Origin of the sequence: Qipengyuania nanhaisediminis (assembly GCF_045862805.1) — a bacterium.
GTDB lineage: Bacteria > Pseudomonadota > Alphaproteobacteria > Sphingomonadales > Sphingomonadaceae > Erythrobacter > Erythrobacter nanhaisediminis_A.
Window position 1 is genome coordinate 2,543,701 of the sequence record NZ_AP025760.1, and the last position, 20,607, is coordinate 2,564,307.

A 20,607-nucleotide genomic window follows, 5' to 3' on the forward strand; every position below is an offset into this window, starting at 1 on the left:
ATGCGCTCAATCGATGAGTGACCTCACTCTCGCAGCGATTTCATTAATCGAGCAAGGCTCGACAAGAGCGGCCACCCGCGATAGCGCGATGGACTTCTGTTCAGGGAGGTCGACAGCCTTTACGGCATGAAATTGCCATTGAGAGGGGTCGCGATGATCCGCCCGCAGTGGATCGGTGATGCCATGCCAAGCAAACACGTAGATTTGTGCTGCTCGTCCCGGTGCCTCGATCCAACGCGCACCCTCATATCGACCTGTCCTCGCCTTGATATCAAAGCGACCGCGATTGGGGCGGAGGCCGGGTTCGTGCCAGCTTTGCAAGGCAGTCGATTGCTTGACTTCAAGCTTCAAGCCATCCGCATTCTCGAAGTCATGTGAAGCCCAATCGGCGGAGCACCACTGCCATTCCAGTTCCAAGACCTGCGCCAGCATCGCTTCAACGAGCGTCCCGCGAAAAGCATTATTCACAAGAGGCGCGTCGAACAACGCCGACATTAAACGAGATTTCAGAGCTGCATCCATAAGCGATGCCTAGCCGCCGCGCGCCGCGGTGAAGAAGGAAGCGCTGCGCAAGGCGGGCATCGGCTATCACGAGATCGTCGCCGGCCACACCACGCCGAGCGAACTCAGGGCGCTGGCGAAGAAGTTAGTTCCGGCGGGCTGAGCCTAAAGTACGAGCCGATACGGCAAGCGGTCCAAAAATTTTACGCTGGTACAGCGATACCCTTTTCCAACCTGAACCGCTCTGCAAGCGCCTCAAGGTCAAGGCTTGAGTACTTTTCAGATACGAGGATCGGGAATGTTGAATATACAAATGTTATGAAATCATCCCAATACAGGCCCTTAGTCCTCTCAATCATTTTTGAGATACTCGTTTTCTCAGACTGTGCCAAATCGATCTCGTCAGAGAAATCGCCCTTCAACTCAATGATAGTTTTCCGAGAGCCGTACATGTTTGTGGTGTCTACAATGCGAAACCAATCTCGCTCTTCAGATGCCTTATTCTTTATGTCCCATACGAACGGTCCATGATTATCGAAATACCAACTAATATCGGTCATTCGTGCATTTGCATAAACCGTATGATGCCAGTCTGAAAGATAGACCATCTTAGTGAGGCGCGCATTGGATAGCTCACGTTCGTGAGGATAATTTTGGATTATCCATGCCATAACATTTTTGAGAGCAGCCATCTTATAGTTCCTCCTCACCCTCAGCTTCAGCCAAGGGCTTTGGCAAATGCGGCGCAAGCGTTTTTAATGTTCCTGTCAAATATCCTGAGAAGGCGATCATTTCCTTTTTGATCTTGGGCTCGTTGAACCTGTTTGGCTGGGCCGATTCAAAAACTAATACGGCAAGCGATTCAGGACCATCATCTATGCGCAACGCGGCCAGACACCGCGGCTGAAGCGACAAGCCGTTCACAATTGCCTCTGGCATCCCAAAATGGCTCGCATGTGTTGCATAATCTGCGCCACCGAACTCACCTTCGTAGACCCAAGCTTCTGCCCATGCTTGGCCCACACATCCTTGATCCTTAGGCAAGACCTTCCGCCCTACGGCCCTGTGATTAGGACTTGTGGCAACGCGGCCAATGCTGACAAGCCCCTCGGCACCATTGTCCACGTAAAGGCTCAGCCTTGAATTTTCATTCGGGGCCCAACCCAGTTGTTGGCCAAAACCAGCGATAATGCCGTTCATGATCTCACTGATGTTCTCGGCAATCGTATCCTCAAGTTCCTGAGCTCGATCAGCACGTGATTGCAACTCTCGATAACTCTATTCGGTCTGGGTTCGACCCCACTGCACAGCAATCAGACCCACGACCCCAATTAGGAACGCCGTCCAAACCAGTAGCGGCAGAAGTTCGATCGGCCCTGCCCAGCTCGGGTAAGAAGCAGCTAAAGTCGAGGCGTCGCGGAGCAGGAACGGACCGGACGCGATCGCTGAAACATTGAATGGCCATAATGGCTTCGAGGCAAGCCAAGTAGCAGATGACCTTTTATCCATATTCTAGGTATCTCTACATCGGCCTGGAACAAAAAGCAAACATTGAGTCCACCCTCACCCCTCCGGTAAATACAACTTCTCGCCCTTCTCCCGGTAAACCTCGCTCATCTTCTCCATCCCCTCACGCGCTTCCTCGGCCTCTTCGACTGAGGTCTCGGCGGCCACGTTCTCGCTCGCGAGATAGCTGTCCGAGTTCTGCTTTGCGGCAAACTCGCGCACTTCCTGGCTGATCTTCATCGAGCAAAACTTTGGCCCGCACATCGAGCAGAAATGCGCGGTCTTGGCGCCTTCTGCGGGCAGGGTCTGGTCGTGATATTGCTCGGCCGTTTCGGGATCGAGGCTGAGGTTGAACTGGTCGCGCCAGCGGAATTCGAAGCGCGCCTTGCTCAATGCGTCGTCGCGGACCTTGGCGGCCGGGTGGCCCTTGGCGAGGTCGGCGGCGTGGGCGGCGAGCTTGTAGGTCACGACGCCGACTTTTACGTCGTCCCTGTCGGGCAGGCCGAGGTGTTCCTTGGGCGTGACGTAGCAGAGCATCGCGGTGCCGTACCAGCCGATCTGCGCTGCGCCGATGCCGCTGGTGATGTGGTCGTAACCCGGCGCGATGTCGGTAACGAGCGGCCCGAGCGTGTAGAACGGCGCTTCACCGCACGCTTCGAGCTGCTTTTCCATGTTCTCCTTGATCTTGTGCATGGGCACGTGGCCCGGCCCTTCGATCATGACCTGAACATCCTGTGCCCAGGCGCGCTTGGTCAGCTCGCCCAGCGTGTAGAGCTCGGCAAACTGCGCCTCGTCATTGGCATCGGCAATCGAGCCGGGACGCAGGCCGTCGCCGAGCGAATAGGCGATGTCGTAAGCGGCGCAAATCTCCGAAATTTCGTCGAAATGCTCGTAGAGGAAGCTCTCCTTGTGGTGGGCCAAACACCATTTCGCCATGATCGAGCCGCCGCGCGACACGATGCCAGTGACGCGCTTGGCCGCCATCGGCACGAAGGGCAGGCGCACGCCTGCGTGGATGGTGAAATAGTCGACGCCCTGTTCTGCCTGTTCGATCAGCGTGTCGCGGAAAATGTCCCAGGTGAGGTCTTCGGCGACCCCGCCCACCTTCTCGAGCGCCTGGTAGATCGGCACGGTGCCGACCGGCACGGCGGAATTTCGGATGATCCATTCGCGCGTGTCGTGGATGTTGCGGCCCGTCGACAGGTCCATGATCGTGTCCGCGCCCCAGCGGGTTGCCCAGACCATCTTGTCGACCTCGGTCGCGACATCGGAGGCGACTGCGGAATTGCCAATATTGGCGTTGATCTTGACCAGGAAATTGCGCCCGATCGCCATCGGTTCGCTTTCGGGATGGTTGATGTTCGAGGGGATGATCGCCCGCCCGCGCGCAACCTCGTCGCGAACGAATTCGGGGGTGATGACATCGGGGATCTCGGCCCCCCAGCTCTCCCCGTCGCGCACGAAATCGGCGGCAAGCTCGCGGCCCAGGTTCTCGCGCTCGGCGACATATTCCATTTCCGGCGTGATGATGCCCTGCCGCGCATAGTGCATCTGGGTGACATTCATCCCCGGCTTGCCGCGAAGGGGACGCTTTACCGTGTTGGGAAATTGCGGAACGCCGCCCGAGCGGTCGGGGCCGAGCTGGCCGTTGTCTTCAGGTTTGACTTCGCGCCCGTCATATTGCTCGACATCGCCGCGCGCGCTGATCCATTCGGCGCGCAAGGGGGCAAGCCCTGCATTGATGTCGATCGCGACATCGGGATCGGTATAGGGTCCGGACGTGTCATAGACGCGCACCGGCGCCTCTCCGCCTTCAAGGTCGATCTCGCGCATTGCGACGCGCACGCCCGAACCGGTGCGCGCTCCGACATGGATCTTGCGGCTGCCACGAATAGGGCCGGTGGTGACGCCGATTTCTACCGGCGAATTGATGTCTGCCATGAGGGGTTCAAGTCCTTCGTACGATTAGATTAAATTCAGAAACGGGGAATGGCGACGATGATCGCGCCGATGCCGATCAGCCCGGCGATGATCGCCCAGAGCTTCGGCGCTGCGCCCATCATGGCGCGCGAGAGAGCGAGAAACTTGTCACCGATCGCGAGGAACAGCGCGCCTTCAACGATCATCCACCCGCCGATCACCTTGACCGCGATCACCATCCAGTCATCGCTGTCCCAGCCGCCGACGAGGTAGATCGCCCCGCCAAGTCCAAGGCACACGATTCCTGTCAGGAACAAGAGCGCAGGCGAGCCGGCGATATCGTCGACCATCCGCACCCAGGTGCCGGGCACGCGCCATTCGACGATGCCAGCGGCGATCGAATAGATCCCCATGATGAGAAAAATCCAGGCTGCAATGTCATTCGTTTCCATGCTCGCGCCTTTCGTCGTCGCAGCAGCGCAGCGGGAAACGGATCGTCCAGGGCCGTTGATGAGGCCATCGGCCACGGCCGCCCGCTCCCTCCGCCGATGCTAATCGGTTCAGGTTCTACGGGTCGGACGGCGCTTATCCCGCCCCTCTCAGGCTTTCCGCCGTATGGCCATTGCGGCCACGGCGCGGATGCTGCCTCCCCGGGGATGGTTCCGGTCTAGAACCGCGATGCCGCTTCGTCCAGTCAATGTCTCGCTCTTGCCCGAGTGATCGGCGATGCCACGCGACCGGCCCCGGGTTTCTGCGGTCGATTGCCACCAATCTGGAAGCGTCGGGAAAGCGCCGCGCGTGTCGGCGTGACGGGGAATGGGCGTGCGAAACCAGCCGAACGAAGCACCGAATTGACGGTTTCTTGACGCGCGTAGCGGGCAAGGCTCGGGCACAAGCGGCCCTCATGAGCGTGTCTGAACCCTTTGCGACCCGCACCGCCCGTGATGCGCAAACCGCTTTTCTTGCGCTGGCTTGCGGCCTGTGCGTGCTCGGCGCCGGATTGCAAAGTGCACCGGCACAGGCGCGGGAACCGGTGTCGTGCCGCATCGAGGACGGGGCGGATTCGCTCGCCAACACCGATGATGACAGCTTTGCATGCGGGGAGGAGTCCACCGCGGAAGGTGCCAATTCCACCGCTTACGGCAATCTTGCGCGCGCGATCGGCGATTTCAGCCTCGCTGTCGGCGACAGGGCCAGCGCTGCCGCGTCGGGCAGCACCGCGATCGGGCAGTTCGCGCAGGCCGGCGATGATCCAGGCGATGTCAACGCATCGGCTTTCGGCCGGTCGGCACGTGCCAGCGCCTTCGGGGCGACCGCGCTCGGCGCTGCGGCCGATGCCTCGGGAAGCCATGCGATCGCGCTCGGGTTCATCGCGATGGCGGGGGCGAGCGACTCGATAGCCATGGGCCGCCTGTCGCAAGCGGACGCGGCGCGGGCCATCGCATTGGGCCGCGCGGCAGGGGCAAGAGGCGATGACGCCATCGCGCTTGGTGCAGGCGCCGATGCCGACGGTGCGCAGGCCATCGCCATCGGCGCCTCCGCGCAAGCCGGTCGCGCAGCGACCGCGATCGGCCACGATGCGCGCGCGATTTCGAACAGTTCGATCGCAATCGGGCAAAGCGCCCTTGCCGAGGGCATCGGGGCGAGCGCGTTCGGCGCCGGGGCCCATGCCGTACGCGACGATGCGCTGGCAATCGGCCGCGGGGCCTTCGCCTTCGACTTCAACAATGTCGCGATCGGGTCCTTCGCCCGCTCGACCGCTCTCAACTCGACCGCGTTCGGCAACCGGGCAAGCGCGAGCGGCACCAATTCCTCCGCGATCGGCCAGCAGGCCATGGCAAGCGCGGCCAATGCCACCGCCACCGGCACCGCCTCGCTCGCCAGCGGGTCGGCGGGGAGCGCCTATGGCTTCATGAGCGTGGCGAGCGATACCGACACCACCGCGATTGGCGGCTTTGCCGCGGCCTCGGCCGAAAATGCCACCGCTATCGGTGCGAATGCCAGCGCGGCCCACGCCGGATCGACCGCGATCGGAGCCGATGCCGAGACCCGCGCTGAAAACGAGGTCGCGCTCGGAGGCAATGGGAGCACGGTGCGGATTGGCGATATCGACGCGAGCACTTCGGCCCAGCAAGGCCCGGTCGAAATCCTGACGGTCCAATGGCGTCCTGGGCCGGCAGTCGATCCAGTCGGCATTGCCCGCACTGCCCGGCGAAGCGGCGCTCAGGCGGCTCCGGGCCATGACGGATGCGCGGTTCGAAGGCATCGCGCGCGATATGGCGCTTGTCGACCAGCGGTTGGAAGGCGTCGAGTTCAGGCTCGAGGAACTTGACAGCATGGCTCGCGGCGGGATCGCTGCTGCCATCGCGATAGGGGGCACCATGGTGATCCCCGACAGCACGGTCTCGTTCAGCCTCAACGCCTCGACCTATCAGGGCGAGCAGGGCTTTTCGGGTGCGCTTTCGGCGCGGCTCGATGAACGGCTCTATCTCTCGGCGAGCATTGGCGGATCGACTGCCAGGGACAGCACCGGTGCGCGCGTGGGACTGGCCTTCGGGTTTTGACGAGGGGATTCAGAGGGCCGCCTGCGCCCGCTCGCGGATGAGTGGGTGCGGCATCTGCCTTGCTTGGGGTCGCAGCTTGCTGTCGCCCTCCTGCTGGAGGCTGCGAAATGATCCCGATCGCAGCCTCCATGCAGGAAAATACCGGCTCGAAGCGGTCAGGCCGCGCCCGCGCCACTGTGATGGACGCGGGTCCTGTCGCTCACTTTATTACCCGGCCGCGCACCATCACCCAGTCCACCGCTTCGAGCACGGTCACATCGGCGATCGGATTGCCGCTGACCGCGATGATATCGGCCGAATAGCCCGGCGCGAGACGGCCGATCGTGTCTTCCATCCCGACGATCTCGGCAGCCACCGTGGTCGCGCTTGCGAGCGCTTCGCGGTGCGACATGCCGCCATTGACGAGGAGCGCGAATTCGCCCGCGTTCTGTCCGTGCGGAAAAACGCCTGCATCGGTGCCGAATGCGATCCGCACGCCATTGGCTCGGGCGCGCTGGACGATCGTGCCCGCGACCTCGCTGACGGCGCGGATCTTGTCCTCGACCACCGGGGTGTAGAATCCCTGCCCGAGATTGCGGCGGATGCCCTCGAACGCCATCAGCGTCGGCACCAAGGTCGTGCCCGCTTCGTTCATCGCGCGCGCCGCGTCATCGTCGATATAGGTGCCATGCTCGATCGTGTGCACGCCCGCGCGCGCCGCGGCCTCGATCCCGCGCGCGCCGTGCGCATGCGCCGCGACCTTGAGGCCAAGCGAATCGGCGGTCTCGACGATGGCGCGCATCTCGTCATCGGTGAAATGCGCCTCGAGCCCGCGGCCCTGCTGCGACAGGACCCCGCCGGTCGCGGTGATCTTGATGAGGTCGGCGCCATATTGCGATGCGAGCCGGACCTTTGACGCGCATTCGACCGGACCGGTGCAGGTAAAACCGGAATCGAGCGCATCGTTGACGTGTTCGACGAAGCCGTTGACGTCGCCGTGTCCGCCGATGATCGCGATCGTTCGCGCGCTGGTGATGACGCGCGGCCCGGGCACGATTCCTTCGCGCGTGGCGCGAGCCAGCATCTGGGTGACCTGATCGGTGCGGCTGCCGAGGTCGCGCACCGTGGTGAACCCGGCAAGCGCGGTAATCCGCGCATTCTTGGCCGCTATAAGAGTGAAATACTCGCTCGGCGTAGTGGCAGCGCGCCAGAACTCGCCGCTGGGATCGCCTGACAGGTGCGTGTGCAGGTCGATCAGGCCGGGGAGCACTGTCTTGTCGGACAGGTCGATCCGCTCGGCGCCCTGCGCCGCGTACGCCCCGAGCGCGGCGGCATCGGGGGCGTAGATTCCTTCGATCGTGCCGTCGACCACCACCAACACCATGGATCCGGTCGGGTCGCTGGCCGCATCGGTGATGACGCTGCCCGCTTCGATCAGGACTGTGTCGGCGGCGGCGGGCGAAGCCATCAACGCGGCCAATCCAGCAAGCGCACCGGCACAATTCTTGAGCAATTTCACCTGTTTTCTCCCCTGTTCCTTTGACTGGGCGGTGATGGAGACGTGCAGGCGCGCTGGCAAGCCCTTGGCTTCGCGCAGGCCGACCCATTTGCCATTCAGACGCTGGCCGCTAAGGAGGCACGCACCAACTTCCATGAGAGAGGAATCGTCGACGTCATGAACCGTCTCACCCTTACCGCAGCCACGCTGCTCGCGACCGTATCGGTTGCCGCGACCGCACAGGCGCGCCCGATGACCGCCGAAGATGTCGCCAAGCTCGAATCGGTCGGCGCGATCGCGGTCTCGCCCGATGGCAACCGGATCGCCTATACCACCACCCGCCTTCCCGACGTGACCGAAGGCGAAGACAACGGCGGGTTCGAGAGCGAACTGAAAATCGCCACCGCGCCCGATTATGCGCGCGAATACCTGCCCGACGACATCAGCCCTTCGGCGGTCGCCTTCTCGCCCGATGGCCGCATGGTCACCTTCCTGTGGGCGAAGGACGACGATGACCGCGCGGTCTGGGGCATTCCCGTCGATGGCGGCACCTATACCAAGCTCGCCGGGGTCGAGGATGCCGCAGTGCGTTCCTACCGTTTCAGCCCCGATGGACGCACCGTCTACATGCTGGTCGGCGGCGAGACCGACGAACAGCGCGAGGCGCAGGCCAAGGGCGGCTTCATCGCCCGGGTCTATGAAGAGGAATTCAAGCCCGCACGCCTTTTCGCTGCGGGCCTTGGCGACGAGCTAGACGATGATCCGCGCCAGATCGAACTGCCCGGCTATGTCAGCAGCTTCGACGTTTCTTCCGACGGGCGCACGGGGATCGTCGAGACCGCGCCCAGCCCGTTGGTCGATGACAGCTACACCGCCAAGCGCGTCAACATCATTGACCTCGACAGCGGCGAGGTCCGCAGCGTGGTCGAAACGCCGGGCAAGATCGGCGATGTCGAAATCTCGCCAGACGGATCGCAATTGTCGCTGATCGCAGGCGTCGACATGAACGATCCGGCGGCGACAACGCTCCACCTCGTCGACACCGCGACCGGCCAGTACCGCCCGCTCAATGCCGGCGCTGCCGAGGCCGCGGTCGATGCCGAGTGGCTGTCCGACGGCCGCCTTGCCGCGGTGGTGCATGTGGGCGTGCAATCGCGCCTTCGCATATACAATGCCGACGGCACCGTTGCCGAGGAACAGGATCCGGGCGACCTGATCCTCACCCGCATCGAGGCGGCAGGCAACCGCATCGCCTTTGCCGCCAATTCGCCGCAGCACCCGACCGAACTGTTCGTGTGGAACGATGGCGCTTTCGAGCGCTGGACCAACCACAATGAATGGCTCTCGGACATCACCTTAGGCGAACAGCGCGCTTACACTTTCACCGCGACCGACGGGCAAGAGGTCGAAGGCGTGTTGATCCTGCCGGTGGGCGGCGTTCCCGAAGGCGGCGCACCGACGATCATGAACGTCCATGGCGGACCCGAGGCGCATGACAGCAATGGCTGGCAGACCGCCTATTCGAAACCCGGCCAGGTGGCCGCTGGACAGGGCTATGCGGTGTTCCTCCCGAACTATCGCGGCTCGACCGGTTACGGGGTCGATTTCTCCAAGCAGCACCAGGGCAATTACACCGACCCCGAATTCCGCGACATCGTCGATGCCAAGCGCGCGCTTGCCGCCGATGGCATCACCGATGCGGATCGCACCGGGATCACCGGCGGGTCCTATGGCGGCTATGCCAGCGCCTGGGGCGCGACCTATTACTCGGACGAATTCGCAGCGAGCGTGATGTTCGTCGGCATCTCGAACCAGGTGTCCAAGTTCGGCACCGGCGACATTCCTTACGAGATGTACAACGTCCACAGCCGCGCCTGGCCGTGGGACGACTGGACCAAGATGCTCGAAATCTCGCCGGTCTATCACGTCGACAAGGCGCGCACGCCGATCCTGATCATGCACGGGGAGGAAGACACCCGCGTCGATCCGGGCCAGAGCCTCGAACTGTATCGCTCGATCAAAATCCGCCAGCCCGATACCCCGGCGCGACTGGTGTTCTATCCGGGCGAAGGGCACGGCAACCGAAAGGCTGCGAGCCGATATGATTACAACCTGCGCATGATGCGCTGGTTCGACACCTACCTCATGACCGGCGACCGCGATGCCCCGCTGCCGCCGGCCCGCCCGCAGCTTGCCGAAGGCGCGCAAGGCGCCATGGCGGACGAGGACAGCGAGGACTGATCCTCAAACTCAGAACGAAACGAGAAAGGGCCGCCCACGCCGTGCGGCCCTTTTTTCAATGCGGCCAGCCTTTGCGGGGCCTTAAAAGGTGTAGCCCACTCCGACACCGCCGAAATACTGGTCGGCGCTGCCACGGATCGACGTATAGGGCGTGTCCTTGCCATCGCCCATCAGCCGCGAATAGCCGCCGATTGCGAAGATGCCGAACCCGCCATTGGCAATATCGCCGTCGAGATCGATAGCGACCAGCAGGTTGGCGCCAATGGAATTGAGACCGCCCTCGGCTGCAAATTCCGGCAGGCCGGTCGCCGCCGATTGCGCTGGCGAGACCGTGTAGTAGTAATCGGCATAATCGTCGTCGATGACCTGCGCGCTGATCCCAAGCATGACCGCCGCGCCGCGGCTGACCGGGGTGAAGTAATTGACGCCCGACTCGATCACCATGCCTTCGTGGGCTCCGGCAACATCCCAGCGCGCATCGACGCCGAAGCTGAGCGAATCGTAAGGGTTGAGCACGCCTGCGACCGAAATCCCGCTCGCCACGCCCAGTTCGACTGCGGTGTCGAGTTCGCCGGCAAGCTTGACCACCTCGTCCTCGATCTGGGTGGCGCGGTCATTGCGCAGTCGCACCACCGGGCCGAGCTCGAAATTGACTCCATCGCGCGACTTGGGGAGAAAGTCGAGTGCAAGCCCGCCCGGTCTCGGGGCAAGCCGCACCGGTCCCAGCCGGCCGCGCACCAGCGGCAGCGGATTGACGACGTAATCGTCCGAGCCGCTATAGCTTGCGCCCAGCCCCACGCCGACGCCCACGGTCACCCAGTTTTCATCGAAAACGGTATCGTCGAGGTCGATCGGCGGCGACCCCTCGGCGGGCAGCGCCTGCGGGTCGATATCGGCCTGCGATTGCGCGATTGTGTCGACGGTGCTGTCGGTATCTGCGCTCTCGCCGTCTTCGGCAAAGGCTGGCGCTGTGCCAAGGGCGATAGCGGCGATGGCGGCGCCGTTGGCCCATTTGCGGGCGGCGCGTTGAATTGTGACGGTCACGTGTTTCCCTTCGTCTTTTGCCTACAACCCGTGCGCGCGGCTTTGGTTTCCCCGGGGTTTCCCCGGCCCACCGTCCATGGTCGCGATTGCCCCTGCCCGCGCCCTCGCCTACGGCAAAACACGGATGACTGAATCGCAATATGACGTGGTGATTGCCGGCGGGGGGCTGGCAGGGGGCCTGATCGCCCTGGCGCTCCACCGCGCCCGGCCTTCATTCCGCATCGCGCTGGTCGAGGCGGGCAAGACCATCGGCGGCAATCACCGCTGGAGCTGGTTCGACAGCGATCTCGACGACGAAGGCCGCGCGCTCCTTTCCAGCTTTCGCCAGACCGGCTGGGACAAGGGATACGAGGTTCGCTTCCCCGCATTTCGCCGCCACCTGTCCACCCCCTATCGCTCGCTCGCCTCGGCCGATTTCCACGAGGGGTTGGTGCGCGCCTTGCCCGAAGGCACGCTGATGACCGGGCGCGCTGTCGCCGCGCTCGATGCGCGAGGGGCCGACCTTGCCGATGGCACGCGGCTCGATGCGCGCGCGGTGATCGATTGCCGCGGCTTTGGCCAAGCCCCGCAGCTTTGCGGCGGCTGGCAGGTCTTTCTCGGGCGGCATATCCGGCTTGCCGAGCCGCACGGGATTGCATGCCCTGTCATCATGGATGCCCATGTCGAACAGCACGCCCCGCACGGCAATGGCGGGGCCTACCGCTTCGTCTATGTCCTGCCGATCGGCGCGCACGATCTCTTCATCGAGGACACCTATTACGCTGACGACCCCGCGCTCGACCGGTCGGCGCTGTCGGCACGTATCGATGGCTATGCCCGCGCGCATGGCTGGGGCGAACACGAAATCGTCGGAGGCGAGACGGGAGTGCTTCCGGTGCTCACCGGAGGGGACTTTCGCGCCTTTCAGCGCGCGGCAAGCACTGACGGCGTCGCGCTTGCCGGTGCGCGCGGCGGATTTGTCCACCCGCTCACCAGCTATACCTTGCCGATCGCGGTGGAAAACGCACTAGCGATCGCGCGCGATGCCGATCTCACCGGCCCGCAACTGGCGGCCCTGTTCGAAGCGCGCGCGCGGCGACACTGGCGCCGGACGCGCTTTTACCGCCTGCTTGCGCGCATGCTGTTCCTCGCCGCGCGGCCCGAACGCCGGGTCGCCGTTTTCGAGCGGTTCTACCGGCTGCGCCGCGGGCTGATCGAACGCTTTTACGCGCTTCGCTCCAGCCCCGCCGACAAGCTGCGCATCCTCGCCGGAAAACCGCCCGTAGCTGTCTCGCGCGCTATTCCCGCCCTGTTCAAAAACGCTGCGCCGCTTACAAGCGAGAACGCCAAGACAAGGACACCCGATTGACCACTTCCAGCCCCGAGACCGCCAGGCTAGACCTCGAACCGGCAATCGCCCGCGAGCGCGGCATCAATCCTGCCGTGGCCGAGAGATATGCCGGCAAGAGCGCCTGCGTGATCGGCGCGGGCTTTGGCGGGTTGGCGCTCGCGATCCGGCTTCAATCGCACGGCATCGCGACCACCGTGATCGAGGGCCGCGACAAGCCCGGAGGGCGGGCCTATTACTGGCAGAAGGACGGGTTTACCTTCGATGCCGGGCCGACGGTCATCACCGATCCGCCCTGTCTGGAAGAATTGTGGAAGCTGACCGGCCACGACATCGCCGAGGATGTCGAACTGATGAAGGTCATGCCTTTCTACCGGCTCAACTGGCCCGACGGGACCAATTTCGACTATTCGAACGACGAGGCCGATCTCAATGCCGAGATTGCCAAGCTCAATCCCGATGACGTGGTCGGCTACCAGCGCTTCCTGCAATATGCCTCGGAAGTGCACGAGGAAGGCTATGTGAAGCTGGGGACGGTGCCGTTTCTCGACTTCAAGAGCATGATCAAGGCCGCGCCAGCCCTGGTGAAGAAACAGGCCTGGCGCAGCGTCTACGACATGGTTTCAAGCTTCGTCGAAAGCGAGAAGCTGCGCGAGGCGCTGTCCTTCCACACGCTGCTCGTCGGCGGCTCGCCGATGAAGACCTCCTCGATCTACGCGCTCATTCACAAGCTGGAGAAGGACGGCGGCGTGTGGTGGGCGCGCGGCGGCACCAACCGGCTGATCGCAGGCATGGTGCGCCATTTCGAGCGATTGGGCGGCACGATACGCACCGGCGATGCGGTCAAGCAGGTGCACACCGTGGGCACGCGCGCGACCGAGGTCGAGACCGAGAGCGGCCATCGCCAGCGCTTCGACGCGGTCGCATCAAACGCGGATATCATGCATTCCTACAAGCAATTGCTGGGCGAAAGCGTGCGCGGGCAGAAATATGCCAAGTCGCTGTCAAGAAAGAGCTTTTCGCCCTCGCTTTTCGTCGTCCATTTCGGGCTGGAAGGGACATGGCCCGGAATCCCGCACCACATGATCCTGTTCGGCCCACGCTACAAGGGGCTGGTCGAGGACATCTACAAGCACGGCGTTCTGCCGCAGGACTTCTCGATCTATCTGCATCATCCGACCGTCACCGACCCGGGGATGGCGCCAGCGGGCAAGAGCACTTTCTACGCGCTCGTTCCGGTCGCGCATCTGGGCAAGCTCGCGCTCGACTGGGACGAAGTCGGCCCGCAGCTCGAAAAGACGGTGCTCGACGAGGTCGGCCGCCGCCTGATCCCCGATATCCACGACCGGATCGTGACCAAGTTCCACTACACGCCCAAGGATTTCCGCGAGGATCTTAACGCGCATCTGGGCAGCGCATTCAGCCTCGAGCCGGTCTTGTGGCAAAGCGCCTATATGCGCGGGCACAATCGCGACGACGTGATCGAGAATTTCTATCTCGTGGGCGCAGGCACCCATCCGGGCGCGGGGATTCCCGGAGTTGTCGGCAGCGCCAAGGCGACGGCAGGGATTGTGCTGGAGGATTTGGCAGCTAAAGCGACCGCATGAGTGCGATGAAAAGACTTGCCGTCTATTGCGGCTCCGCCACCCCTGATGACCCGCGCTACATGCAGCTTGCAAGCGAAGTGGGCGCCGGGCTCGCATCACGCGGGATCGGGGTGGTCTATGGCGGCGGCCGGCTTGGCCTGATGGGCGCGGTCGCCAAGGGCGCGCTCGATGCAGGCGGAGAGGTGATCGGCGTCATCCCCGAAGCGCTCGCCAATAGCGAGGTCGCCAATCACGACTGCACCGAGCTTCACACCGTCTCGGGAATGCACGAGCGCAAACAGCGCTTTACCGACCTGTCCGACGGCTTCGTCACCATCCCCGGCGGGGTGGGGACGATGGACGAATTGTGGGAGGCGATGAGCTGGGCACAGCTTGGCTATCATTCCGACCCGGTGGGCCTGCTCAATGCCTTCGGCTTCTATGACGATCTGATCGCCTTCAACCGCAAGATGATCGATGTCGGTTTCGTGCGCCCGGCGCACCAGAACATCCTGATCCACGCCGAGACCCTGCCCGACCTGATCGACAAGATGGCCGCCTACGAGCCGCACACGCCGATCTTCCGGATGAAAGCCGAGGATCTGTGAACCCGCCGCGCCGCCCTCGCCCGCCGGTGAAGGTCGGCCCCCGGATGCTGGCGCCCTCGCGCATCCTCAAGCCCGCGGTCAAGCGCGCGGGCGGCGGGCGCGATCGCGACAAGCTCGTGGCCAAAAGCTACGAGATGATCGCAGAGGGATCGAAGAGCTTCGCCTCGGCCAGCCGCCTGTTCGACCTCGACACGCGCGAACGGGTATGGATGCTCTATGCCTGGTGCCGCCGCTGCGACGACATCACCGACGGGCAGCAACTGGGCGGCGCGCTGGCCAAGCAGGACGGCCCGGTTGACAGGACCAAGGCGATCCGCGTGCTCACCCGCCGCGCGATCGATGGCGAACCCACAGCCGATATCGCGTTCGATGCCTTCGGGCAGGTCGCCTCGGAATGCCGCCTGACCATGAGCATGGCCGACGACGTGATCGCCGGCTTCGCGCTCGATGCCAAGGGCTGGCGGCCGCGCAATTCGGCCGGTCTTGCTCGCTATTGCTTCCATGTCGCGGGCGCGGTCGGAGTGATGATGGCGCGGGTCATGGGCGTTCCGGCGGACGATGATTACACCCTCGCGCGCGCCTGCGACCTCGGGATCGCCTTCCAGCTCGCCAATATCGCGCGCGACATGGCCGAGGACGATGCCGCCGGGCGTTGCTACATCCCCGCCGAATGGCTGGCCGAGGAGGATATCGAGCCTGGCCAGCTGATGAAGCCGCATCACCGCGGCGAGGCTTCCGACATCGCCCGCAGGCTCGCCCTGACGATGGACCGCCACCTGCGCGCCGCGAAACTCGGCACGGTGCACCTGCCCTTTCGCAGCCGCTGGGCGATCCTGTCGGCTGCCAATATCTACGGCGCAATCGGTTACGAGGTCGACCGGCTTGACCACAAGGCCTGGGACCACCGCGTGGTGATCTCGCGCCCGCGCAAGCTGTGGCTGATTGTCCAGAGCTTCTTCGAGGCGCTGTGGAACCGGCCCATGCCGCCCGACCACATGCCCGAATGGACCTATGCCGATATCTTGCTCGAAGTGCGCATGAGCGGCGACATTCCGCCTCCGCCGATGACCCCGCTGCCCGACGAGGATTGATCGCGGCGGCAGAGCGGGATAGCGAGCGGGCATGAAGAAACTTCTCATTGCCAATCGCGGCGAAATCGCCTGCCGCATCATCCGCACTGCCCGCGAAATGGGAATCGCGACCGTCGCGGTCTATTCGGATGCCGATGCCCGCGCGCTGCACACCCGCAGCGCCGACGAGGCGGTGCATATCGGCCCCTCGCCTGCTGCCGAAAGCTATCTGAAGGGCGAGAAAATCATCGCTGCCGCCAGGGAAACTGGCGCCGAGGCGATCCACCCGGGCTATGGCTTTCTTTCCGAAAACGCGGCCTTTGCGCAGGCGGTGATCGATGCAGGGCTGATCTGGGTCGGCCCGAAACCTTCCAGCATCGAGGCGATGGGGTTGAAAGATGCCGCCAAGAAGCTGATGCGCGAGGCAGGCGTGCCCGTGACGCCCGGTTACGAGGGCGAGGACCAGAGCGTCGAGCGCCTCAAGAAAGAAGCCGATGCGATCGGCTATCCCGTGCTGATCAAGGCGGTCGCGGGCGGCGGCGGCAAGGGCATGCGCAAGGTCGATGCGCCCGGGGATTTCGAGGCCGCGCTCCAAAGCTGCCAGCGCGAGGCCAGCGCGAGCTTTTCCAATGACGAGGTTCTGCTCGAAAAGTGGATCACCTCGCCCCGCCATATCGAGGTGCAGGTCTTCGGCGATACCCACGGCAATGTCGTCCACCTGTTCGAGCGCGATTGCTCGCTCCAACGCCGCCACCAGAAGGTGATCGAGGAGGCGCCCGCTCCCGGAATGGACGCAGCCACCCGCGAGGAAATCTGCGCCGCTGCCGTGCGCGCCGCCAAGGCAGTCGATTACGAGGGCGCGGGCACGATCGAATTCATCGCCGATGCGAGCGAGGGCCTGCGCGCCGACCGCATCTTCTTCATGGAGATGAACACCCGCCTCCAGGTCGAGCACCCGGTGACCGAGGAAATCACCGGGGTGGACCTCGTCGAATGGCAGCTGCGCGTCGCGAGCGGTGAGCCGATCCCGGTCAGCCAGGACGAGCTTGCCATCAACGGCCACGCAATCGAGGCGCGGCTCTATGCCGAGGACACGGCGGGCGGCTTCCTGCCTTCGACCGGGCGGCTCGACCATTTCGACCTCGGCGTCGAAGGGAGGATCGAGACCGGGGTCGAGGAAGGCGACATGATCTCGCCCTTCTACGACCCGATGGTAGCCAAGCTCGTCGTCTGGGACGAAACCCGCGAAGAGGCGATCGAACAGCTCGCCGAGATCGCCGAAAGCGTCGAGATCTGGCCGGTGAAAACCAATGCCGCCTTCATCGCCAATTGCCTGCGCGACGAGGATTTTCGCGATGCGCGGCTCGACACCGGCTTCATCGCCGACAAGCTCGACACGCTCGTTCCCTCGGACGAGGCGGACGAGGATATCTGGCAGACGGCTGCAGATTTCATCGCACTCGCCGAGACGCAGGACCACGAAGACCTGCCCATCGGGCTGAGGCTCAACGCGCCGGGTGCCTTGCGCGCGACGCTCAGCCACAAGGGCGAGGCGCGCACGATCGCTGCGGCGATATCGGGCGGCGACATCAATGCCACCGGCTTCGTCGATCCCGAGCGCGCGGTGGTGTTTGCCGATGGGCAGAGCTTCGTTTTCGAACGCCAGTCGCGCGGTTCGGGTGCTGGCGCGGCGGGCGATGGCGCAATTCTCGCGCCCATGCCTGGCAAGGTGATTGCGCTCGACGTGGCAGATGGCGACAAGGTCAAGGCCGGTCAGCGGCTGATGGTGCTCGAAGCGATGAAAATGGAACACGCGCTCACCGCGCCGTTCGACGGGACCGTCGCCGGGCTCGAAGCCGCCGAAGGCGCGCAGGTCCAGGTCGAAGAGGTGCTGTGCGTGGTCGAGCCTGCTGACGAGTGACCTGGGCGAAGGAACTCGAGGAGCTGCGCCACCGCGAGGCTCTCGCCGAGAAAATGGGCGGCGAAGACAAGGTCGCGCGTCAGCATTCGCGCGGCAAGATGGACGCGCGGGCACGGCTCGCTGCCCTGTGCGACGAAGGCTCCTTCCGCGAAATCGGCAAGGTCGCGGGCAAGGGCCAATATGACTCAAATGGCGACCTGACCGGCGTCACCCCCGCCCCCTTCCTGTTCGGCAAGGCCACGGTGAACGGCCGCCCGGTGGTCGCCACCGCCGACGATTTCACCATTCGCGGCGGCGCGGCTGACGCGGGCATCGCGCGCAAGATGGTGCAGGCCGAGCGCATGGCGCACGAGCTCAAGCTGCCGATCATCCGCATGATCGACGGCACCGGCGGCGGCGGCAGCGTCAAGACCCTCGAACAGATCGGCGCGACCTATATCCCCGCCGTGCCCGGCTGGAGCGACGTGGTCGAAAACCTCGACACGGTGCCGGTGGTGGCGCTTGCATTGGGGCCCACGGCAGGCCTTGGCGCAGCGCGCACGGTGGCGAGCCATTATTCGATCATGGTGCGCGGCCTCAGCCAGCTCTTCGCCGCCGGCCCCGCAGTGGTCGATGCGATGGGAGCGAAATACGAGCAGGACAAGGACCATGCCCGCGCCAAGGAAGAGCTTGGCGGCGCACAAATTCACGCCCGCAATGGCGTCGTCGATGACGAGGTGGCAAGCGAGGCGGAAGCCTTCGCGCGTGCAAGGCACTTCCTTTCCTTCATGCCTGAATATGCAGGCCAGCACGCCCGCCGCTCCGAGCCGACCGACCCGGTCGATCGCCGCGATGAGGCGCTGGTCAACCTCGTGCCAAGGGACCCCAGGCAGGTCTATTCGATGCGCCGCGCGCTTGCGATGGTGTTCGACACGGGCACCGTGTTCGAGATCGGCAAGGACTGGGGGCGCGCCGCAATCACCGCATTTGCGCGGCTCGACGGCTGGCCGGTTGCCGTCGTCGCGTCCGACCCGAGCTTCCTGGGTGGATCGTGGGAAGCCAAGACGTCTGAAAAGGTCGAACGCTTTGTCAGGCTCGCCGACCAGTTCCGCCTGCCGATCGTCCACCTCGTCGACAATCCCGGCTTCATGATCGGGCGCGAGGCGGAAATGGCGGGAACGATCCGCTACGGGGTCCAGGCGATGAATGCGATCTACAAGGCAAGCGTGCCGCTGGCGAGCGTGGTGCTGCGCCGCGCCTATGGCATTGCCGGAAGCGCGATGAGCAATGCCGATCGCTACCAGTATCGTTTCTGCTGGCCGAGCGGAGACTGGGGCAGCCTGCCGATCGCGGGCGGGCTCGAAGTTGCCTACAAGTCCGAGCTTGAAGCTGCCGAGAACCCCGAAGCCGAACTCGAAGCGATCCGCGAACGGCTCGCCAAGGTCACCTCGCCTTTCCGCAGCGCCGAGCGCTTCAATGTCGAGGACATCATCGACCCGCGCGACACGCGCCCGCTCCTGTGCGAATTTGCAGGGCTCGCCTGGCGCAGGCTCGGCGCCGATTGATCAGTCGGCAAGCGCGCTCTGTTTGCGCCGGAACAGTCTTCCGCCCTCGCTGAACAGGACCACGGCCAGCGCCGCCAGGCCGCACAGCAGCATGGCAAGCGCCAGCGGCTGCGCGGTGCCATCATAGAGATAGCCGATGAAGCTCCCCAGGACCGCTCCCGTGCTCATGCGCAGCGCGGTATGCGCGCTGCTCGCCGCACCGGCGATCTGGTAGAAAGGCTGCATTGCGATCGACGAGAAATTGGCACCGACAAAGCCGAGCATCGCCATGGCAAGCCCGATCAGGACCATGAACTCCCACAATCTCTGCGGTTGCTGGCTGGCCGAAAGGTAGAGCAGACCAGCAACGAGGATGAAGCCGAACAAGGCCGTGTGACTGACCCGGCGCGCGCCGAAGCGTTCGACGATGCGCGAATTGGTGAAATTGGCCGCGACCATTCCGAGCACCGCGCCTCCGAAGACCAGCGCGAAATAATCGCCCATGCCGAAAGCCTCGCCGATCAGCTGCTGCGAGGAATTGAGAAACCCGAACAGGGAGCCGAAAACCAGCGCGCTGCCGATCACGTAGCCGATCGCCCCACGGTTCGCGAGCGCGCGGCCCATGTTTCGCAGGATCGTGGCAATGTTGATTTCCTGCCGGTTTTCCTCCGCCAGGCTTTCGGGAAGGCGCAGCCATGCCCAGCTTCCGACCAGCACCGCCATCACCGCCATGGCGACGAAGATAGCCCGCCAGCCCGCAACCATCATGATCCCCTGCCCCACGGCAGGCGCGAGGATCGGCACGAGCAGGAAGATCATCATGATAAGGCTCATCAGGCGAGCCATCCGGTCGCCGCCGACATGGTCGCGAACGATCGCGGCGGGCACCACCGAAAGGCCCGCACAAGCGATTCCCTGCACCAGCCTGATGCCGACCAGCAGCCAGAAATCACTGACCAGCGCGCAGGCGAGCGAAAGCACGAAATAGGCGACCAGCCCGAAGGCGAGAACCGGCCTTCGCCCGAAACGATCGGCAAAGGCCCCGGGGAAGAACGCCCCTATCCCTGCGCCGAGGAAATAGGCCCCGATCACCAGCTGGCGATCGTTTCCGCCCGCGCCCATCTCGCCTGCCATCTGGCCTAGCGCAGGAAGCATTGCATCGATGCCGAAGGCCTGGAGGCTCATCAGAAGCGCCATGAGTGTGATCAGTTCGCGCTCGCCCAGCGGGCTGATCGTCCTTGCTCGGGGCGTGTCCATCGACGGTCCTTGCCGCCTCGGCGCGGATAAGGAAAGCGCCAAGTGGTTTTGCTTCGCGTGCG

17 protein-coding genes are annotated in these 20,607 nt (G+C 64.0%); 9 read left to right on the forward strand and 8 right to left on the reverse strand.

Annotated elements, in window-relative coordinates; translation table 11 throughout:
• Positions 1-6 precede the first annotated feature (6 nt).
• The 5 genes from ACKTSM_RS12375 to ACKTSM_RS12395 all read right to left on the reverse strand — a co-directional run bounded on the left by ACKTSM_RS12375 (position 7) and on the right by ACKTSM_RS12395 (position 4,379).
• A complete protein-coding gene (locus ACKTSM_RS12375) occupies positions 7-522 on the reverse strand; it encodes a hypothetical protein (protein WP_407874954.1) in 516 nt (171 codons plus the stop codon).
• A 182-nt stretch (positions 523-704) separates the two neighbouring features.
• Positions 705-1,193: a Panacea domain-containing protein gene (locus tag ACKTSM_RS12380; RefSeq protein WP_407874955.1), complete on the reverse strand. Its 489-nt coding sequence runs from the start codon at positions 1,191-1,193 to the stop codon at positions 705-707.
• A 1-nt stretch (position 1,194) separates the two neighbouring features.
• Positions 1,195-1,767, reverse strand: coding sequence for a hypothetical protein (locus ACKTSM_RS12385; RefSeq protein WP_407874956.1), 573 nt, complete (start codon positions 1,765-1,767; stop codon positions 1,195-1,197).
• Between the two features lie 297 nt (positions 1,768-2,064).
• Entirely contained in the window at positions 2,065-3,948 is a 1,884-nt protein-coding gene (gene thiC / locus ACKTSM_RS12390) for a phosphomethylpyrimidine synthase ThiC (RefSeq protein WP_407874957.1), read from the reverse strand.
• A 35-nt stretch (positions 3,949-3,983) separates the two neighbouring features.
• Complete coding sequence (locus ACKTSM_RS12395) at positions 3,984-4,379, reverse strand: hypothetical protein (RefSeq protein WP_407874958.1); 396 nt, start codon at positions 4,377-4,379, stop codon at positions 3,984-3,986.
• Between the two features lie 452 nt (positions 4,380-4,831).
• On the opposite strand from ACKTSM_RS12395, the gene ACKTSM_RS12400 reads away from it, so the two are divergent.
• Complete coding sequence (locus tag ACKTSM_RS12400; protein ID WP_407874959.1) at positions 4,832-6,259, forward strand: hypothetical protein; 1,428 nt, start codon at positions 4,832-4,834, stop codon at positions 6,257-6,259.
• Entirely contained in the window at positions 6,204-6,491 is a 288-nt protein-coding gene (locus tag ACKTSM_RS12405; RefSeq protein WP_407874960.1) for a YadA C-terminal domain-containing protein, read from the forward strand. Before ACKTSM_RS12400 ends, ACKTSM_RS12405 begins: the two co-directional genes overlap by 56 nt.
• A gap of 199 nt (positions 6,492-6,690) precedes the next feature.
• On the opposite strand, the gene ACKTSM_RS12410 is transcribed toward ACKTSM_RS12405, so the two are convergent.
• Complete coding sequence (locus tag ACKTSM_RS12410) at positions 6,691-7,938, reverse strand: amidohydrolase family protein (protein ID WP_407876370.1); 1,248 nt, start codon at positions 7,936-7,938, stop codon at positions 6,691-6,693.
• A 207-nt stretch (positions 7,939-8,145) separates the two neighbouring features.
• Here ACKTSM_RS12410 and ACKTSM_RS12415 point away from each other — a divergent pair, with 207 nt between their 5' ends.
• A complete protein-coding gene (locus ACKTSM_RS12415; RefSeq protein ID WP_407874961.1) occupies positions 8,146-10,209 on the forward strand; it encodes a S9 family peptidase in 2,064 nt (687 codons plus the stop codon).
• Positions 10,210-10,290: 81 nt separating this feature from the next.
• On the opposite strand, the gene ACKTSM_RS12420 is transcribed toward ACKTSM_RS12415, so the two are convergent.
• A complete protein-coding gene (locus tag ACKTSM_RS12420) occupies positions 10,291-11,253 on the reverse strand; it encodes a MipA/OmpV family protein (protein ID WP_407874962.1) in 963 nt (320 codons plus the stop codon).
• 124 nt (positions 11,254-11,377) lie between these two features.
• Here ACKTSM_RS12420 and crtY point away from each other — a divergent pair, with 124 nt between their 5' ends.
• The 6 genes from crtY to ACKTSM_RS12450 all read left to right on the forward strand — a co-directional run bounded on the left by crtY (position 11,378) and on the right by ACKTSM_RS12450 (position 19,309).
• Complete coding sequence (gene crtY / locus ACKTSM_RS12425; RefSeq protein ID WP_407874963.1) at positions 11,378-12,601, forward strand: lycopene beta-cyclase CrtY; 1,224 nt, start codon at positions 11,378-11,380, stop codon at positions 12,599-12,601.
• Positions 12,602-12,675: 74 nt separating this feature from the next.
• Positions 12,676-14,187, forward strand: a complete 1,512-nt coding sequence (locus ACKTSM_RS12430; protein ID WP_407876371.1) for a phytoene desaturase — start codon at positions 12,676-12,678, stop codon at positions 14,185-14,187.
• Positions 14,188-14,192: 5 nt separating this feature from the next.
• The gene (locus tag ACKTSM_RS12435; protein ID WP_407874964.1) at positions 14,193-14,774 is read left to right on the forward strand and encodes a TIGR00730 family Rossman fold protein; all 582 of its coding nucleotides are present in this window, start codon (positions 14,193-14,195) and stop codon (positions 14,772-14,774) included.
• Positions 14,775-14,818: 44 nt separating this feature from the next.
• Positions 14,819-15,865 carry a phytoene/squalene synthase family protein gene (locus ACKTSM_RS12440; protein WP_407874965.1) on the forward strand — a complete coding sequence of 349 codons (1,047 nt, stop codon included), beginning with the start codon at positions 14,819-14,821 and terminating at the stop codon, positions 15,863-15,865.
• Positions 15,866-15,896: 31 nt separating this feature from the next.
• Positions 15,897-17,765 (forward strand): acetyl/propionyl/methylcrotonyl-CoA carboxylase subunit alpha, encoded by a 1,869-nt coding sequence (locus ACKTSM_RS12445; RefSeq protein WP_407874966.1) that lies wholly within the window; start codon positions 15,897-15,899, stop codon positions 17,763-17,765.
• Complete coding sequence (locus tag ACKTSM_RS12450; protein WP_407874967.1) at positions 17,762-19,309, forward strand: acyl-CoA carboxylase subunit beta; 1,548 nt, start codon at positions 17,762-17,764, stop codon at positions 19,307-19,309. Before ACKTSM_RS12445 ends, ACKTSM_RS12450 begins: the two co-directional genes overlap by 4 nt.
• Here the strand turns inward: ACKTSM_RS12450 and ACKTSM_RS12455 are convergent, their stop codons facing one another.
• A complete protein-coding gene (locus ACKTSM_RS12455; RefSeq protein ID WP_407874968.1) occupies positions 19,310-20,545 on the reverse strand; it encodes a multidrug effflux MFS transporter in 1,236 nt (411 codons plus the stop codon).
• Positions 20,546-20,607 lie beyond the last annotated feature (62 nt).

Excerpts from the sequence above, each read along its gene's own strand:
- ACKTSM_RS12375 (WP_407874954.1), bottom strand. The coding sequence starts at position 522 with ATGGATGCAGCTCTGAAATCTCGTTTAATGTCGGCGTTGTTCGACGCG.
- ACKTSM_RS12380 (WP_407874955.1), bottom strand. The coding sequence starts at position 1,193 with ATGGCTGCTCTCAAAAATGTTATGGCATGGATAATCCAAAATTATCCT.
- thiC (WP_407874957.1), bottom strand. The coding sequence starts at position 3,948 with ATGGCAGACATCAATTCGCCGGTAGAAATCGGCGTCACCACCGGCCCT.
- ACKTSM_RS12395 (WP_407874958.1), bottom strand. The coding sequence starts at position 4,379 with ATGGAAACGAATGACATTGCAGCCTGGATTTTTCTCATCATGGGGATC.
- ACKTSM_RS12400 (WP_407874959.1), top strand. The coding sequence starts at position 4,832 with ATGAGCGTGTCTGAACCCTTTGCGACCCGCACCGCCCGTGATGCGCAA.
- ACKTSM_RS12405 (WP_407874960.1), top strand. The coding sequence starts at position 6,204 with ATGGCGCTTGTCGACCAGCGGTTGGAAGGCGTCGAGTTCAGGCTCGAG.
- ACKTSM_RS12410 (WP_407876370.1), bottom strand. The coding sequence starts at position 7,938 with ATGGCTTCGCCCGCCGCCGCCGACACAGTCCTGATCGAAGCGGGCAGC.
- ACKTSM_RS12415 (WP_407874961.1), top strand. The coding sequence starts at position 8,146 with ATGAACCGTCTCACCCTTACCGCAGCCACGCTGCTCGCGACCGTATCG.
- crtY (WP_407874963.1), top strand. The coding sequence starts at position 11,378 with ATGACTGAATCGCAATATGACGTGGTGATTGCCGGCGGGGGGCTGGCA.
- ACKTSM_RS12435 (WP_407874964.1), top strand. The coding sequence starts at position 14,193 with ATGAAAAGACTTGCCGTCTATTGCGGCTCCGCCACCCCTGATGACCCG.
- ACKTSM_RS12440 (WP_407874965.1), top strand. The coding sequence starts at position 14,819 with ATGCTGGCGCCCTCGCGCATCCTCAAGCCCGCGGTCAAGCGCGCGGGC.
- ACKTSM_RS12445 (WP_407874966.1), top strand. The coding sequence starts at position 15,897 with ATGAAGAAACTTCTCATTGCCAATCGCGGCGAAATCGCCTGCCGCATC.
- ACKTSM_RS12455 (WP_407874968.1), bottom strand. The coding sequence starts at position 20,545 with ATGGACACGCCCCGAGCAAGGACGATCAGCCCGCTGGGCGAGCGCGAA.